Origin of the sequence: Solwaraspora sp. WMMD1047 (assembly GCF_029626155.1) — a bacterium.
Classification (GTDB): Bacteria; Actinomycetota; Actinomycetes; order Mycobacteriales; family Micromonosporaceae; genus WMMD1047.
Window position 1 is genome coordinate 6418783 of sequence record NZ_JARUBL010000001.1, and the last position, 14157, is coordinate 6432939.

Below are 14157 nucleotides of genomic sequence, written 5' to 3' on the forward strand. Positions count from 1 at the left end.
TGCAGGAACCTGCGCAAGAACTGTCTGTTGGGCTACAGTGCGGCCATGCGCGCACGACTCTCCGACATCGCCCAGCAGGCCGAGGTGAGCGAGGCCACGGTGTCGCGGGTCCTCAACGACCGGCCCGGCGTCGCGCCGGAGACCCGGCAGGCCGTCCTGACCGCGCTCGACGTGCTCGGCTACGAACGACCGGCCCGGCTGCGCAAACGCAGTGCCGGCCTGGTCGGCCTGGTGGTGCCCGAGCTGGACAACCCGATCTTCCCGGCGTTCGCCCAGGTCATCGAGTCGAATCTGGCCCAGGCCGGCTACACCCCGGTGCTGTGCACGCAGACCCCCGGCGGAGTCACCGAGGACGAGTACGTGGAGATGCTGCTGGACCGGCAGGTCTCCGGCATCGTCTTCGTCTCCGGGCTGCACGCCGACACCTCGGCCGACCACGACCGGTACCGCAAGCTGCTCGCCCGGCCACTGCCGATCGTGATGATCAACGGCCACGCCCCGGACATCGCGGCGCCCTTCGTCTCCTGCGACGACCGGGAGGCCGGCGAGCTGGCCGTGGCCCACCTGGTCGCGCTCGGCCACCGCCGGATCGGCCTGGTCAGCGGCCCGGACCGCTTCATTCCGGTACGCCGCAAGCTGGCCGGCTTCCGGTCCGCGATGCAGCGGCTGCTCGGCACCGGCGACGCGGAGTTGGCCGAGCTCGCCGAGCTGTCGCTGTTCGGAGTGGAGGGCGGCGAGGCCGCCGCCGGCCGGCTGCTCGACCGCGGCGTCACCGGCCTGGTCTGCGGTTCGGACCTGATGGCGCTCGGCGCGATCCGGGCCGCCCGGCAGCGCGAAATCTCGGTCCCGGACCAGCTCTCCGTGGTCGGCTACGACGACTCGCCGCTGATCGCCTTCACCGATCCGCCGCTGACCACCATGCGGCAGCCGGTGATCGCGATGGCGGTGGCGGCGGTCCGGGCACTGGTGGACGAGATCCACGGCCACCCGGCCCCACACTCCGAATACGTCTTCCGCCCCGAGCTGGTGGTCCGCGGCTCGACCGCGATCGCGCCTTCTTTCGCAAGAGTTGCTTGACTCTTGCAAGAGCGGGCCGGCATCCTGCTCAGATGACCAGCCACCCCATGTTGCGCCCCGACCCGTCCACCGACCGGGACTGGTGGCGGGCCGCCGTCGTCTACCAGGTCTACGTACGCAGTTTCGCCGATGGAAACGGTGACGGCGACGGTGACCTGCGCGGCGTCCACGACCGCCTGCCGTACCTGCGCGACCTGGGGGTCGACGCGCTCTGGCTCACCCCGTTCTACCGCTCCCCGATGATCGACGGCGGGTACGACGTGGCCGACTACCGGGACGTCGACCCGATGTTCGGCACCCTCGCCGACTTCGACGAGATGATCACCACCGCGCACGCGCTCGGCCTGCGGATCATCGTCGACATCGTGCCGAACCACACCTCCAGCCAGCACCCGTGGTTCGTCGAGGCGCGGGCCGCCGCCCCCGGCTCGGCCGCCCGCGAGCGCTATCTGTTCCGGGACGGGCGGGGAGCCGACGGCGAACTGCCGCCGAACGACTGGGAGTCCATCTTCGGCGGCCCGGCCTGGACCCGACTGCCGGACGGCCAGTGGTACCTGCACCTGTTCGACCCGGCCCAGCCCGACCTCAACTGGCACCACCCCGAGGTGCGCGCGGAGTTCGAGGACATCCTGCGGTTCTGGCTGGACCGCGGCGTCGACGGCTTCCGGATCGACGTGGCGCACGGGATGATCAAGGCGGACGGACTACCGGACGTGGGGCCTACCGCCGGCGGCCGGCAGGTCGAACTGCTGGGCCGGGCCCGACTGCCCTACTTCGACCAGGACGGGGTGCACGACATCTACCGCGCCTGGCGGCCGATCCTGGACAGCTACCCGGGCGGCCGGATGGCGGTCGCCGAGGCGTGGGCCGAGACCCCGCAGCGGCTGGCCCGCTACATCGGCCCGGACGAGCTGCACCAGGCGTTCAACTTCGACTTCCTGGACGCCACCTGGTCGGCCGACTCGTTCCGCAAGGTGATCGACACGGCGCTGGCGGAGTCCACGATCGTGGGCGCGCCGACCACCTGGGTGCTCTCCAACCACGACAAGCAGCGGCACGTCACCCGGTACGGCGACGGCGAGGTCGGGCTGCGCCGGGCCCGCGCCGCCGCCCTGCTGATGCTCGCCCTGCCCGGCTGCGTCTACCTCTACCAGGGCGAGGAGCTGGGCCTGCCCGAGGTGCTGGACCTTCCCGACGAGCTGCGCCAGGACCCGGCCTTCCTCCGCACCGGCGAGAGCCGGGACGGCTGCCGGGTGCCGCTGCCGTGGAGCGGCGACCTGCCGCCGTACGACTTCGGCCCGGCCGGCGCCGCGCCGAGCTGGCTGCCGGCGCCCGACGCCTGGCGTGCCCTGTCGGTGGCCGCCCAGACCGGCGACCCGACCTCGACCCTGGAGCTGTACCGCGCGGCGCTGCGCATCCGCCGCAGCCACCCCGCGCTCGCCACCGACCTGCCCGCCGCTGGGCTCGCCTGGCTGGACACCGAGCCCGGGGTGCTCGCCTTCACCCGCGAAGGGCAGCCCGGCTCGCCGAGCCTGACCTGCGTGGTCAACCTGAGCGGCGCCCCGGTCACCATCGAGGGGTACGGCACCCCGCTCCTGGTCTCCGCCCCCCACCTCCCGCCGCAGCTTCCCCAGCAGGCATCGCCAAAGGTGCAGCTCGCTGCGTCGGTCACGTTGCCGGTCGATGCGGCCGCCTGGTTCGAACCCCGCAGTGCCGGGTAACCGCCGCAGACCCGGTCGTCCGTCGTGCTTCGCGCCAACGGGCGGCCGGGCCGGTGTGATTAGCGGCGAGAGGTCAGGAGGGTGGCGATTCGGGCGAAGCCGGCGCGTAGCTCGTCGGTGCTGGGGGGCGGTAGCGGCTCGTCCAACTCAGGGCCGTCGGGCACCAGCACATCCGGGTCGGTGAGCGCATCGGGGTCGGTGAGCGCATCGGGGTCGGTGAGCGCATCGGGGTCGGTGAGCGCATCGGGGTCGGTGAGCGCATCGGGGTCGGTGAGCGCATCGGGGTCGGTGAGCGCATCGGGGTCGGTGAGCGCATCGGGGTCGGTGAGCGCATCGGGGTCGGTGAGCGCATCGGGGTCGGTGAGCGCATCGGGGTCGGTGAGCGCATCGTACTCGTCGAGGTCGCCCCGGGCCTCGGTGGCGTCCTCCTCGGCGGCCAGCCGCGCGGCGGCGATCTCACCTTGGATCTCGTCGACCGACAGGCTCGGCAGCAGCGGTTCGACCACGCCCATCAGGTCCTCGTCGGCGACCACCGCCTCGGCCAGCGCCAGCGCGTGCGCCCGCTCGTACGGGCCGCAGACGATCGGTTCCCACTCGTCTTCGTCGCCGAGCGGACCGAAGGTGATGATCCACGGCAGGTCACGCAGCGGCGAGTCCGCCGGCAGGTCCAGTGTCACGAGTGCGCCCACGCCGAACATCATCGCGGGCGCGCCCCGCGTACCAATGGCTTTTGCCCTTTTTGACGGTTAATACGTTTCGCGTTCACGGCCGGTGGCGACCGCGCTGAAGCCTCCGGTGGCGCCGCTCTGGTCCGGCACGTCCGCGCCGGTGGCCAGGTCGATCACCCGGCCGTGCCGGCTGGTGGCCGCGAATGCCGCCCCGAACAGCAGCAGCTGGTTGAACAGGTACAGGTAGATCAACAAGCCGACCGCACCGGCGACCACCGTGTACGCCGGGTTGCGCTCCATCCGCCCCACGTAGAACCGCCCGAGCGTGTTCAGCAGGGTGATCCCCACCGCCACGATGATCACCGGGGAGAGCAGCCGGCGGGGGGTCATCCGCAGCCTCGGTACCGCCACCAGCAGCGCCGAGGCGAGCACCATATTGACCACCACGGCCAGCACCCAGCCGGAGACCTCCGAGGTCAGCGACCGTTCGCCGAAGGCCCAGACGAGCAGGGAGGAGAGCGCGTCCACCGCGCCGACCGAGAGCCCGAGCAGCAGGAACACCCCGACCAGCACGGCCAGATCGACGAGTTGCCGCAGCACGATGTAGCCGGGCTGCTGGTTCAGTTTGTAGATCAACCGCTGGGACGAGCGGATCGACTCGACCCAGCCGATGCCGGTGATCGCCAGCAGGATCAGGCCGATCACCCCGACCCGGCCGCTGCTCTGCTGGATCTGCTCGGGCACCAGGAACGGCAGGTTCAGCTCCAGGAAGTCGGCGACCGCGTCGCGCACCCCCGCGCTCGCGTCCAGCACCGCGCCGAAGACCGAGTACGCCACCAGCGCCAGCGCGAAGACCGCGAAGAACCCGTAGTACGCGATCCCGGCGGCCAGCCGCCCGCCGAGCACGTCCATGTAGCGACCGAGCGCGCGGGCGAAGTGGTCGAATCCGCGCGACCGGCGGCGGGCGGCGTTCAGCCGGCCCTCGATACCACCGATCGCCCGTTCGAAGACGTTCACGCGGTCATCCTTGCCTATCGGGGCCCGCACAGCAGCCAGCAACCCGCGTGGTGCCGTCATCCGTCCGGACCCGGGGTGGCCCAGCCGAGAAACCGGTCGAAGAACTCGGCGGCGGTCGGCGCGCCGTGCGGGTCGAGGGTGAGCAGGTCGGCGATCGCCTCGTGCATCCGGCTCGCCAGATGGACCCGCAGCGCCACCCGGTCCCCGGCGTACTCGGCGATCATCCGCAGCTTGGCCAGGCCGCACGGCCACGGGTGGGAGCAGGACCGGCAGAGCCAGAGCGGCCGGTGCGGCACATGCGGCCCGCCATCGCGCGTCGGCGGCTGAGCCGGCCGCCGATCATCGGGGTATCGCGGCCCCTGATTCGGCGTCCGGTCCACCGGCCGGCGGCGCGGCCGGATCGGTGGCGTCGGTGGAATGCGTCGTAACCACCACATGGCGTCTCCCTTTGTCCACAGGCTCCGAGTTATCCACAGGATCGAAGTCGGGGCGTGACAGAAACGATCCCGTTGGTGACACTCTGATGTGGATGACGCCTTGGCCGGAAGTGCCGGCACCGCCATTGCGGGAACGTCGCGACGGACCAGCGCCTACCAGGGACCAGCGATCGAGATCGGGGAAGGTTGGGAACGCGTGGGAATCACACCTTCGGAGTACCTGCTCAGGGAACTGCGCCGCCGCCGGGTAGCCGCCGGCCTGACCCAGGTCGAGCTGGGCAAGCTCTGCTTCTGCTCGGACACCCACATCAGCGCCATCGAAACCGGCACCAAGCCGCCGACGCTCAAGCACCTGCAACTGGTCGACGCCGCCATCCCCACCGGCGGCTTCTTCGAGACCCTCTGGGAGGAACTGGTCAAGGACTGGGCCGACCCGGTATGGCTACGCGAGTGGATCGAGTTCGAGCGCCAAGCAATCTATCTCCGCTGGTACGAGCCGGCCTTCGTCCCTGGCCTACTGCAAACCGAGGAGTACGCCCAAGCCACCCTCAGCACCCGCCGGCACTTCTCGACCGAGGAGGTGGCACGTCGAGTGGCGTCCAGGATGGACAGGCAGTCGATCCTCGACCGCGAGGAGCCACCCGAGTTCTCTGTCCTGCTCGATGAGGCGGTGCTGCGCCGGACCGTCGCCGACGACCACGGCCTCATGCAGCGCCAACTCGAACACATCGTGGAGATCGCCAGTCGCCCCCGCGCAATGCCAGGAAGTTAAGGGTGTGTCACGTGCCTGAATAAGACGAAGCTCCTGTAGAACGTGGATCGACCAAGATCTAAATTCATACAGGAGCTTCGTTGTCCGGGGATTCTTCCATGGATGCGTTGCCGCGGCTTGGTGCGGGCGCCGCGTGGCAACACATCGGGCTGGGCGTGCTGTCACAGTCGGTGCCGCGAGAGCTCATCGATGAGGCGGTAGCGGCGACCGGAGTCACTCAGCGGCGGGTACGTCTGCTGCCGGCTCGGGTGGTGGTGTTGTTTGTGTTGGCGATGTGCCTGTTCAGTACGGACGGCTACCGGCAGGTGTGGCGGTTGCTGGTTTCGGGCTGGCCCGCGTTGGCCAGGATCACCCCTACCACCTCGGCGTTTTCTCAGGCCCGTCAGCGGTTGGGGGAGGCGCCTCTGAGATATCTGTTCGAGCGGGTGGCCGGGGCGCGGGGCGAGCCGGGCATGCCCGGCGTGTTCGTGGCCGGACGGCGGGTCGTGGCCTGGGACGGCACCAAGCTGCAGACGGCCGACAGTCCCGCCAATGAGGCCGCTTTTGGTCGTGATGCGGGTGGCGGTGGCAACACGGCGGGCTACCCACGGCTGTGGCTGTTGACGTTGATCGAGTGTGGCACGCATGCGGTCATCGGTGCGTCGTTCGGCCGCGAAGCGGAAATGGTCCAGGCCCGCGCCCTGCTTCCCCTGCTACGGGAAGACATGCTGCTCGTCGCTGACCGGAACTTTCACGGCTATGACCTGTGGCGGGCAGCGGAGGCCACCGGCGCAGGACTGCTCTGGCGGATGAAGTCCAACCGCCACCTGCCCGTGGTAAGGGCACTGCCAGATGGATCTTGGATATCAGTCATCAAACCCCCACCAGGGCGGCGGCGGGGCACCGAACCGGTCATCACCGTCCGGGTGATCGAGTACACCGTCACGGTCGCCACCACCAACCGACACGGCGTGACGGCATGCCGGACCGAGCGGTACCGGCTGGTCACCAACCTACTCTGCCCGCAGGACATCACCGCGGGACAGCTGATCGACTGCTACCACCAACGCTGGGAAACAGAGAACAGCTACCAGAACCTCAAGACCCACCAGCGAGGGTCGAAGGTCGTACTACGTTCCCACGATCCCACCGGTGTCCGGCAGGAGATGTGGGCTCATCTCATCGTCTACCAAGCGTTACGGGACCTGATCACCACGACCGCCGCCGAGCATCACCTCGACCCCGACCGACTACCGTTCCTGACCTGCCTACGCCTGGCACGTCGACACGTCATCAACACCGCGATCACCACCAGCCGGGACCTCACCAGCGCACTGATCACGGTCGCTGACGAACTCCTAGACGATCAGACCGGCCCACGCCGGTCACGCTCCAGCCCCCGAGCGGTCAAACGCCCTACCTCGCCCTACCGCGGCAAGAAACGAACCGAACCAGCATCAACCACAGCCACCTACACCACCAACCTCACCAAACCCGGCCCGGAAAGCACTTAACTTCCTGGCATTGCGCCCCCGCGTCAAGGTGCGGGTTGTGCCGAAGGAGGTGGGGATCTATCCCGGACTCGCAGGAGCGTTCATCATCGCCGGTATGCCCGACGGTACCGGTGCTGGACATATCGACACTCAAGTGGGCGCCGACATCACCGTGCTACCCAAGGACGTTGCTAGCCTGACCGGTGCGTGGGACGACATCGGAGGCGATGCTCTCACTCGCAGACAGTCCCTCGATCTGATCAAGGAGGCCGTGGAGTCATGGAAATGACCGGCGCCCGCTGGCGCACCGCCACCCGCTCCTCCACCAACGGCGGGTCCTGCGTCGAGGTGGCCGACAACCTGCCCGGCCGGGTACTGGTCCGCGACTCCAAGGACCGCACCGGCCCGACCCTCACCTTCGACCCCGCGCCCTGGCGCGCCTTCGTCGGCGACCTGCGTGGTCGCTGAGGTGGTAGCCGACCGCCCGTCAGGAGGTTGACCATGAAGCTCGTTCCAGCACTGCGGGATGTGGCGCTGGTCGGCCCGCTGGTCCTGGGCTCGTGCTGTTCGGCGCCTTCGCGCTGAAGCAAGCACCGCACCCGTGGGTGTGGCTCGCCGCCGCCGCAGTCGTCGTCGCACGGTTCGCCTTCATAGCGTCGGGAGCCCACGGACGAGGCCCCACCAGGCCCGACTGACCGCTGCCGCTGCTGCTTGGGCTCGGCCCGGTTCGGACGGCCGGGTGCGGGTAGGAGGACCAGGGTCAGTGATCCCGAACCGAGCAGGAGAGCAGACCCGTGGGAACCGTACGCGCACTCGTGTTGTGCTGCACGTTGAAGCCTTCTCCCGCGCCGTCCAGCGCGGAACAGTTGGGTCGGGAGGTGCTCGCCGCGCTCGCTGACCACGACGTCGACGGCGACCTGGTACGGGTGGTGGACCATCAGGTGAAGTTCGGTGTGTCGACCGACGAGGGTGACGGCGACGAGTGGCCGGCCATCCGGGAACGGGTGATGGCGGCGCAGATCCTGGTGGTGGCGACGCCCATCTGGCTCGGCCAACCGTCGAGCGTCTGCAAGATGGTGTTGGAGCGCCTCGACGCCGAACTGTCGGAGACCGACGACCAGGGCCGACTACTGACCTTCGGCAAGGTCGCCACGGTCGCCGTGGTCGGCAACGAGGACGGCGCGCACCACGTCACGGCCGAGGTACTCCAGGCCCTGACCGACGTCGGGTTCACCATTCCGGCCGCCGCCTCGACCTACTGGGTCGGCGAGGCGATGGGCGGCGTTGACTACCGCGACGCGGGACCGAAGCCGGACACCACCGGCAAGGCGACGAAGACCCTCGCCACCAACGCGGCGCACCTGGCACACCTGCTCGCCGACCAGCCCTACCCCGCCAGCTGAGCCCCCAGCCCTGGGCGAACAGCGGGGGACCCCGCGTGGGTCGACCGACACGTCGCCACGCCGGCGCAGGGGTGGACTCCCCCGCCGCGGGGTAGGAAGTTCCCCATGCGGTGGATGGCACACGGCAGCGGGGGTGGCCGGCGTGTTGCCGCATTGTTGACCAGTGTCCTCTTGGCGGCCGCCGGTTGCGGTTGGCCGGCGGACACCGGTACCACCCTGGTCGAGGTCGAGGGTGGCGTGTTGCGGGTGGGGGTGACGGAGAACCCGCCCTGGTCCGTACTCCCCGACGACGGCGAGCCGCGCGGCGCCGAGGTGGTGTTGGTCCAGCGGCTCGCCGATCGACTCGACGCTCGGGTGGAGTGGTATCCCGGTTCGGAGTCGACGCTGATGGCCGCGCTCAAGGATCGGGTGCTCGCCCTGGTGATCGGCGGCTTGACGGAGCAGGCTCCGTGGACCGAAGCGGCGTCCTTCACCCGCCCCTATGTCACGATGCGAACCGTCGTGGCCGCCGCGCCCGGGGTGCCGGTGCCGGCCGACCTGGACGGGATACCCGTGACGGTCGAGGCCGGCACGGCGCAGGTCGCGGCAGTGGCCGCGGCGGGGGCCGTCGTCACCCCGGTCGAGACGGTGACCGGTCAGGAGGGGACGCCAGCCGTCGTCGACGAATGGCAGCTGACGCGGTTGGATCTACTCCCTAGCGACCATGAGCTTGACCAGCAGAAACACGTATGGGCGGTGCCGCCCGGCGAGAACGGGTGGCAGGTGGCGGTGGAGCGGTTCCTGCTCGACCTGTCGCACGACGAGGTCACCCGACTGCTGGTCGAGGCGGACCGGCAGGAGACCGCCGGATGAAGGTGTACGACCGGTTCGAGTTGCCCCCGGATCGCGCCGCGCTGCATCACCGGGCGATCCGGCTTGAGTGGTGGACCATCGCCTTCTTCGTCGCCGCGGTCGCGCTGTTGGCATTGACGCTGGGCCAGTCACAGGCGATGAAGGCGGCGTGGATCGAGGACATGTTGGGGCTGGTGCCGCCGACCGTGTTCCTGATCGCCGCCCGCTACCGCAACCGCAAACCCACCGAACGATTCCCGTACGGCTACCACCGCTCGGTCAGCGTCGCGTTCCTGGCCGGCTCCGTCGCGCTTCTCGGCCTCGGCGGCTACGTCGTCTACGACTCGGCCAGCCGGCTGATCGCCCGGGAACGGGCACCGATCGGTCTCATCGAGGTGCTCGGCCACCAGTTCTGGCTGGGCTGGCTGATGGTGGCGGTGCTGTTCGTCACGATGGTGCCGGCGGTTCTGCTCGGCCGGGCCAAGCTGAAACTCGCCCGCGAACTGCACGACAAGGTGCTCTACGCCGACGCGGAGATGAACCGGGCCGACTGGCTCACCGCTGCCGCCGCGATTCTCGGTGTGCTCGGCATCGGCGCCGGGCTCTGGTGGGCCGACGCGGTCGCTGCCCTGATCATCGGTGGTGACATCGTCCGCGACGGGGTACGCACCACCCGCAGCGCCGTGGCCGACCTGATGGACGAGCGACCCACGATGGTCGACGGCAGCCGACCCCACCCGGTGCCCGAGCAACTGCTGGCCGCCGTTCGCGACCACGACTGGATCACCGACGCGTGGCTGCGCATCCGTGAAGAGGGCCACGTCTTCGTCGGGGAACTCCTCGTCGTTCCCCGCGCCGACACCGACTCGCTGGTACAACGACTCGAACACCTGTCGGCATTCACCCGCGACTTCGACTGGCGCGTGCACGACATCGTCATCGCCCCGGTCACCCGCATCGAACACGACTGACGCGCAGGTCAGGCGGCGCGCCGCCCATCGTCCAGCGACAAGCAGGCTTGACACTAACATCAGAGTCGGGCTAACTACGACGGTCGACCCAGCCTGAGAACTCGTTGATGGGCGAGGTGAAAGGCCCTGACCGCCTCCGAAACCGCGACGGCTCCCTCCCGGTCCCAGATGGTGTCGTCGCCGAGTTGCACACTGCGAACCATCAGGACGGAACCGTCGGCGATCTCGACGTTCTCGGCGGTGAACTCGTAGTCCCTGCGCTCGCCCGCATCGCCGACGACGCAGACGCTGTAGGTCGCCTCACCCGTGACCGTCACACCGGTCACCCGCCAGCGAGCGGGAGGGAGGTCATCCGTCACTGCTTGAACACCGCGTTTCCGTTCCAGTACTCCAGGAATTCGTCGAGATCCATAGCATATGTCGATCCCCCGCCCCACGGGTCCCGGATCGCGATCCGACCGTCTGGCCGCACCCCGTCGACCACCACCGCATGGCCGATCGAGTTAGTTGGATCTTTCAGCTCCGCGCCCCAGGGTGCTCGCTGGTTGAGAAGGTCGAGCGCGTCCGGCCCGACGTAGCCTCCGCGCCATCCGGGGCCGAGCGCTTCGGGCAGTCGGTCGATCGGCGCTGGCGCTCCGAGCGAGTCGAGCAGTTCGTCCTGCGATCGCCCCGACAACATCGCGCCGGTCGCGGACACGCAGGACGCATCATTCTGCTGCGCTATGGCACCTCCCGGCGCCTCGTCGATGGTGCGCCAGTTGCCGCCCGCACCGGCCAGAGACGGGTCACCAGCCGGAATCGCCCGGACCGGGCCGGTATCGGTGGTACGACGTCGCAGCAGGTTCGCGATGTGGCCGACAATCTCGTCGAGTTGCCTGGCCAGCGGCGACAGGTTGTCGAGGCTGCGAATGACCGCCCGCAGGACGCGAGCGATTCGCGCGGCCCACTTGGCCACCAATGCGCTGATCTGTGAGCCTACGTACGGCGTCGCGATGCCGAGAGTGAGGACCTCCTCCGCTGTCCAGAGGGGTAGCCGCACCAGCAGAACCGAGACGCACTCGGCGATGAGGTCGCGCACGAGCGTGCGAGCGGTCGCAACCAGGCTGCCGGTGATCGCCACCATCGAGGCCATCCCATCTGCGGCCCTGGCCAGCCCTCGGACCAGGTCGACATCCTGGTCCGCCCGGAACCGGTACGCGTCCGCTGCCCGCCCCCACCAGTCCGGCATCTCGGTCAGTTTTGCTTTCACGTACAGGTCCACGGTCGTGCCGTGCGACTTCGCCACATTGCGCCACGTCTGCGCGTTGGCGTCGACCTGATCCGGGTCACCGGCCAACCAGTCCAACGCATCCGACAGCGGCTTGATGTGCTCGACCGCGAAGCCGAATCCGGCGGCGACCAGAGCACCAACCGGATCGACAACCCATACCGCTGTCTCGGCGGCCGTGCTGACAGCGCCAAGGCTGACGTCGACCCAGGACTGGCTGTTGATGCCGTCCAGCGTCATGTCGAGGGTCTCGAGGATGCCGATCCCGGAGTACCAAGTGGTCGAATCGACCCGTTCTGCGATGAGCGGGTTGGGCGTGTTCACCTGCCGCTGCTGTAGGTCGTGTCCAGCTCGATGGCGTTCCCGTCGTCACTTTCGACGTAGCTGTTTGCGGCCGCGCGAAGCGCCATCCCAGCCCGGTCCAGTGACTCGGCCGCAGTCTGTGAAGCAGCTACGATGCGCTGCTGGATCGGCTCCAGGATCATGGGCCAGACGGCACACAGCTGCCCGTAGGCAGCACGATCCAACATCACCGTGCGGGCCGCTCCGGCCGCGTGGTCAAGCCGCTCGGCCAGATCTTCCACCGTCCCGGCGTGGGCGCGAATCTGTTCTGGTGTCAGGCCGACACCCGCGACAGGGTTCATCGAACGTCGCCGTCGAACCCGGCCGCGATCAGCGTCCGCCGGACCCGGTCCGCGAGCTCCGTCCGGGCCGCGCTATTCGCGGCGAGTACCGCACGGACGATCTGCTCCCTCGACCAACCATCCACCTGATCCCCCAGTTTCAGATCCATCAGGTTGCCGCGCCGGTCGACGGTGACGCGGACCGCCCCGGACTCGGCCTCGCCGTACGCGGTCAGGTCCCGCATCTGGTCGGACACGTCGGACGCTCGGCGTGCCCTCTCCTCGATCGTTTCTTGCCAGTCAGTGATCCATTGCTCGGCGCCGGCAAAATTTCTCCCGACCATGGGCTGTCCCCCGGCTGCTTCGGCTCACCAATCCGCCGTCAAGCCTAGAAGGCACTGACATCCTCATCAATGTCAGCAATCAGCACCTCCGGCAGGCCCGCCCTCGTCGCATCGACGGACAGTGACAAGCGAGCTTGACATGACACTCGGAGTCAAGCAGACTTGACCAGACAAGGTTGCTTGACACATCTGGATGGTCATGAGGAACGACCTGCGAGAGCTTCGGACGGCGGCGGGGTTGTCCCAGCGGGAGTTGGGGCTGGCGCTGAACGTTTCGCGGCAGACCGTCAACTCGATCGAGACCGGCCGCTACGACCCGTCCCTCCCGCTGGCGATCGCCATCGCCCGCCACTTCAATCGCACCGTTGAGGAGATCTTTCATGTCGACTGAGAGGCAGCAAACCGGGACCCGGGGGCGGGAGAGCAGGCAGACCGCCGTCTTCCTCGGGATCTTCCTGACGATCCTGGCGGTGGTGGTCGCCACCGGCCTGCTGCTGCGTGCCAACGCGCCGGGAAACATGGGTACCGGCTTCCTGGTGGGAGCAGCCATCGGGTTGGTCGGTGTCGCGGTCGGGGCGTGGCGGTTGTCCAGGCGGCCGGACCGGACCACCACCTTCGAGCGGGCCTGGACCCAGACCGGCGACGAACGTGACGACGCCGTGCTGACCCGATCCCTGGCGGTGCTCGGCCTGCTCGCGGTCCCGCTCACCGGTGTCGCCGGGATCGCGATCGGGCTCGGCGCCTCGGTGGAGATGATGCTCGCCCTGCTGCTCCTGGCCGAGATCGCGGTCGGCGCGATCGCCTTCACGGTCGTCAACCGCCGGAGCTAGGAATCGCCAGAATCGCGTCGATGCCGCGTACGAAAAGGTCGTCGTCGTTCCACCGGTCGTCGTCGAGGTGTCCGGAGGCGGTGAGGGTGGGATAGGCGTCGCGGTTCGCCGCGATGTGCCGGCGGGCCTCGGCGCGCGCCCCTGGGTCCTGGCTGCGACGCCAGGTGCTCTCGGTAAGCGCCGCGCCGATCACGTAGTTGGCAAGGGTCCGGGTGACGACGGCGAGTTGCACGCCGGTGAAGCCGCCCCGGACGAGCGCGGACTGCAGTGCTTCGGTGCGGGCCAGGACGTTGGGACCCAGCATCGGCCGTCCGATCAGGCCGGGCGCCCAGGGATGCCGGAGCATCACCGCCCGCCAGGCGCGGGTCAGCTCCCGTATCTCATCCCGCCAGTTGCCGCCGGCGTCCGGCACCCGGACCTCGCCGAAGATCTGGTCGAGCGCCAGGTCGAGAAGGTCCTCCTTGGCGCTGACGTGCCAGTAGAGCGCGGTCGGGGTGACCGCGAGACGTTGGGCCAGGCGGCGCATCGTCAGGTCCTCGTCGCGCTGCTCGTCGAGCAGCGCGACCGCCGCCTCGACGATGCGCTGCCGGGTCAGCGGGGTCGCCCGGCGCGGGCGGTCCGGCTCGGCCCGGAGCCAGACGGTACGGGCCGGACGCGGCCCTCGGGGATCGCTGAATCCGGTCGCACTCACCCGACCGATCCTAGTACGGTGCTCAGGTGATTT

General features: G+C 69.1%; 18 protein-coding genes and 1 pseudogene. 11 read left to right on the forward strand and 8 right to left on the reverse strand.

What is annotated here, in order from left to right:
- The first annotated feature begins 27 nt into the window (after positions 1–27).
- On the forward strand, positions 28–1077 hold the full coding sequence (locus O7627_RS29355; RefSeq protein ID WP_278096695.1) for a LacI family DNA-binding transcriptional regulator: 1050 nt from the start codon (positions 28–30) through the stop codon (positions 1075–1077).
- A gap of 47 nt (positions 1078–1124) precedes the next feature.
- Positions 1125–2798, forward strand: a complete 1674-nt coding sequence (locus tag O7627_RS29360; protein ID WP_278098480.1) for a glycoside hydrolase family 13 protein — start codon at positions 1125–1127, stop codon at positions 2796–2798.
- A 425-nt stretch (positions 2799–3223) separates the two neighbouring features.
- On the opposite strand, the pseudogene O7627_RS29365 reads toward O7627_RS29360, so the two are convergent.
- The 3 genes and pseudogenes from O7627_RS29365 to O7627_RS29375 form a co-directional block, all read right to left on the reverse strand.
- Positions 3224–3487: pseudogene (locus O7627_RS29365) on the reverse strand (hypothetical protein); the annotation flags it as partial.
- Positions 3488–3544: 57 nt separating this feature from the next.
- Positions 3545–4483 (reverse strand): YihY/virulence factor BrkB family protein, encoded by a 939-nt coding sequence (locus O7627_RS29370; RefSeq protein WP_278096696.1) that lies wholly within the window; start codon positions 4481–4483, stop codon positions 3545–3547.
- Positions 4484–4539: 56 nt separating this feature from the next.
- Positions 4540–4779, reverse strand: coding sequence for a hypothetical protein (locus O7627_RS29375; protein ID WP_278096697.1), 240 nt, complete (start codon positions 4777–4779; stop codon positions 4540–4542).
- Between the two features lie 337 nt (positions 4780–5116).
- Between O7627_RS29375 and O7627_RS29380 the strand changes: the two genes are divergently transcribed.
- The 7 genes from O7627_RS29380 to O7627_RS29410 all read left to right on the forward strand — a co-directional run bounded on the left by O7627_RS29380 (position 5117) and on the right by O7627_RS29410 (position 10369).
- A complete protein-coding gene (locus O7627_RS29380) occupies positions 5117–5692 on the forward strand; it encodes a helix-turn-helix transcriptional regulator (protein ID WP_278096698.1) in 576 nt (191 codons plus the stop codon).
- 98 nt (positions 5693–5790) lie between these two features.
- The gene (locus O7627_RS29385) at positions 5791–7185 is read left to right on the forward strand and encodes an IS4 family transposase (protein WP_278091547.1); all 1395 of its coding nucleotides are present in this window, start codon (positions 5791–5793) and stop codon (positions 7183–7185) included.
- Positions 7186–7195: 10 nt separating this feature from the next.
- Positions 7196–7453 carry a Scr1 family TA system antitoxin-like transcriptional regulator gene (locus tag O7627_RS29390; RefSeq protein WP_278096699.1) on the forward strand — a complete coding sequence of 86 codons (258 nt, stop codon included), beginning with the start codon at positions 7196–7198 and terminating at the stop codon, positions 7451–7453.
- Positions 7444–7632 carry a DUF397 domain-containing protein gene (locus O7627_RS29395; protein WP_278096700.1) on the forward strand — a complete coding sequence of 63 codons (189 nt, stop codon included), beginning with the start codon at positions 7444–7446 and terminating at the stop codon, positions 7630–7632. The genes O7627_RS29390 and O7627_RS29395 overlap by 10 nt, the downstream gene beginning before the upstream one ends.
- 326 nt (positions 7633–7958) lie before the next feature.
- A complete protein-coding gene (locus O7627_RS29400; protein WP_278096701.1) occupies positions 7959–8567 on the forward strand; it encodes an NAD(P)H-dependent oxidoreductase in 609 nt (202 codons plus the stop codon).
- A gap of 156 nt (positions 8568–8723) precedes the next feature.
- Positions 8724–9419, forward strand: coding sequence for a transporter substrate-binding domain-containing protein (locus O7627_RS29405; protein WP_278096702.1), 696 nt, complete (start codon positions 8724–8726; stop codon positions 9417–9419).
- Positions 9416–10369 carry a cation diffusion facilitator family transporter gene (locus O7627_RS29410; protein WP_278096703.1) on the forward strand — a complete coding sequence of 318 codons (954 nt, stop codon included), beginning with the start codon at positions 9416–9418 and terminating at the stop codon, positions 10367–10369. The genes O7627_RS29405 and O7627_RS29410 overlap by 4 nt, the downstream gene beginning before the upstream one ends.
- 74 nt (positions 10370–10443) lie before the next feature.
- Here the strand turns inward: O7627_RS29410 and O7627_RS29415 are convergent, their stop codons facing one another.
- Genes O7627_RS29415 through O7627_RS29430 form a run of 4 tightly spaced genes read right to left on the reverse strand, consistent with a single transcriptional unit; the run spans position 10444 to position 12603 of the window.
- Entirely contained in the window at positions 10444–10728 is a 285-nt protein-coding gene (locus tag O7627_RS29415; protein ID WP_278096704.1) for a hypothetical protein, read from the reverse strand.
- On the reverse strand, positions 10725–11960 hold the full coding sequence (locus tag O7627_RS29420; RefSeq protein ID WP_278096705.1) for a papain-like cysteine protease family protein: 1236 nt from the start codon (positions 11958–11960) through the stop codon (positions 10725–10727). The genes O7627_RS29415 and O7627_RS29420 overlap by 4 nt, the downstream gene beginning before the upstream one ends.
- Positions 11957–12280 carry a type VII secretion target gene (locus O7627_RS29425; protein WP_278096706.1) on the reverse strand — a complete coding sequence of 108 codons (324 nt, stop codon included), beginning with the start codon at positions 12278–12280 and terminating at the stop codon, positions 11957–11959. The genes O7627_RS29420 and O7627_RS29425 overlap by 4 nt, the downstream gene beginning before the upstream one ends.
- Positions 12277–12603 (reverse strand): YbaB/EbfC family nucleoid-associated protein, encoded by a 327-nt coding sequence (locus O7627_RS29430; RefSeq protein ID WP_278096707.1) that lies wholly within the window; start codon positions 12601–12603, stop codon positions 12277–12279. The genes O7627_RS29425 and O7627_RS29430 overlap by 4 nt, the downstream gene beginning before the upstream one ends.
- Before the next feature lie 199 nt (positions 12604–12802).
- On the opposite strand from O7627_RS29430, the gene O7627_RS29435 reads away from it, so the two are divergent.
- Complete coding sequence (locus tag O7627_RS29435) at positions 12803–12994, forward strand: helix-turn-helix transcriptional regulator (RefSeq protein ID WP_278096708.1); 192 nt, start codon at positions 12803–12805, stop codon at positions 12992–12994.
- The gene (locus tag O7627_RS29440; RefSeq protein ID WP_278096709.1) at positions 12984–13433 is read left to right on the forward strand and encodes a hypothetical protein; all 450 of its coding nucleotides are present in this window, start codon (positions 12984–12986) and stop codon (positions 13431–13433) included. Before O7627_RS29435 ends, O7627_RS29440 begins: the two co-directional genes overlap by 11 nt.
- On the opposite strand, the gene O7627_RS29445 is transcribed toward O7627_RS29440, so the two are convergent.
- Positions 13417–14124, reverse strand: a complete 708-nt coding sequence (locus O7627_RS29445; RefSeq protein WP_278096710.1) for a TetR/AcrR family transcriptional regulator C-terminal domain-containing protein — start codon at positions 14122–14124, stop codon at positions 13417–13419. The two genes, O7627_RS29440 and O7627_RS29445, sit on opposite strands and share 17 nt — an antisense overlap.
- Positions 14125–14157: the final 33 nt, after the last annotated feature.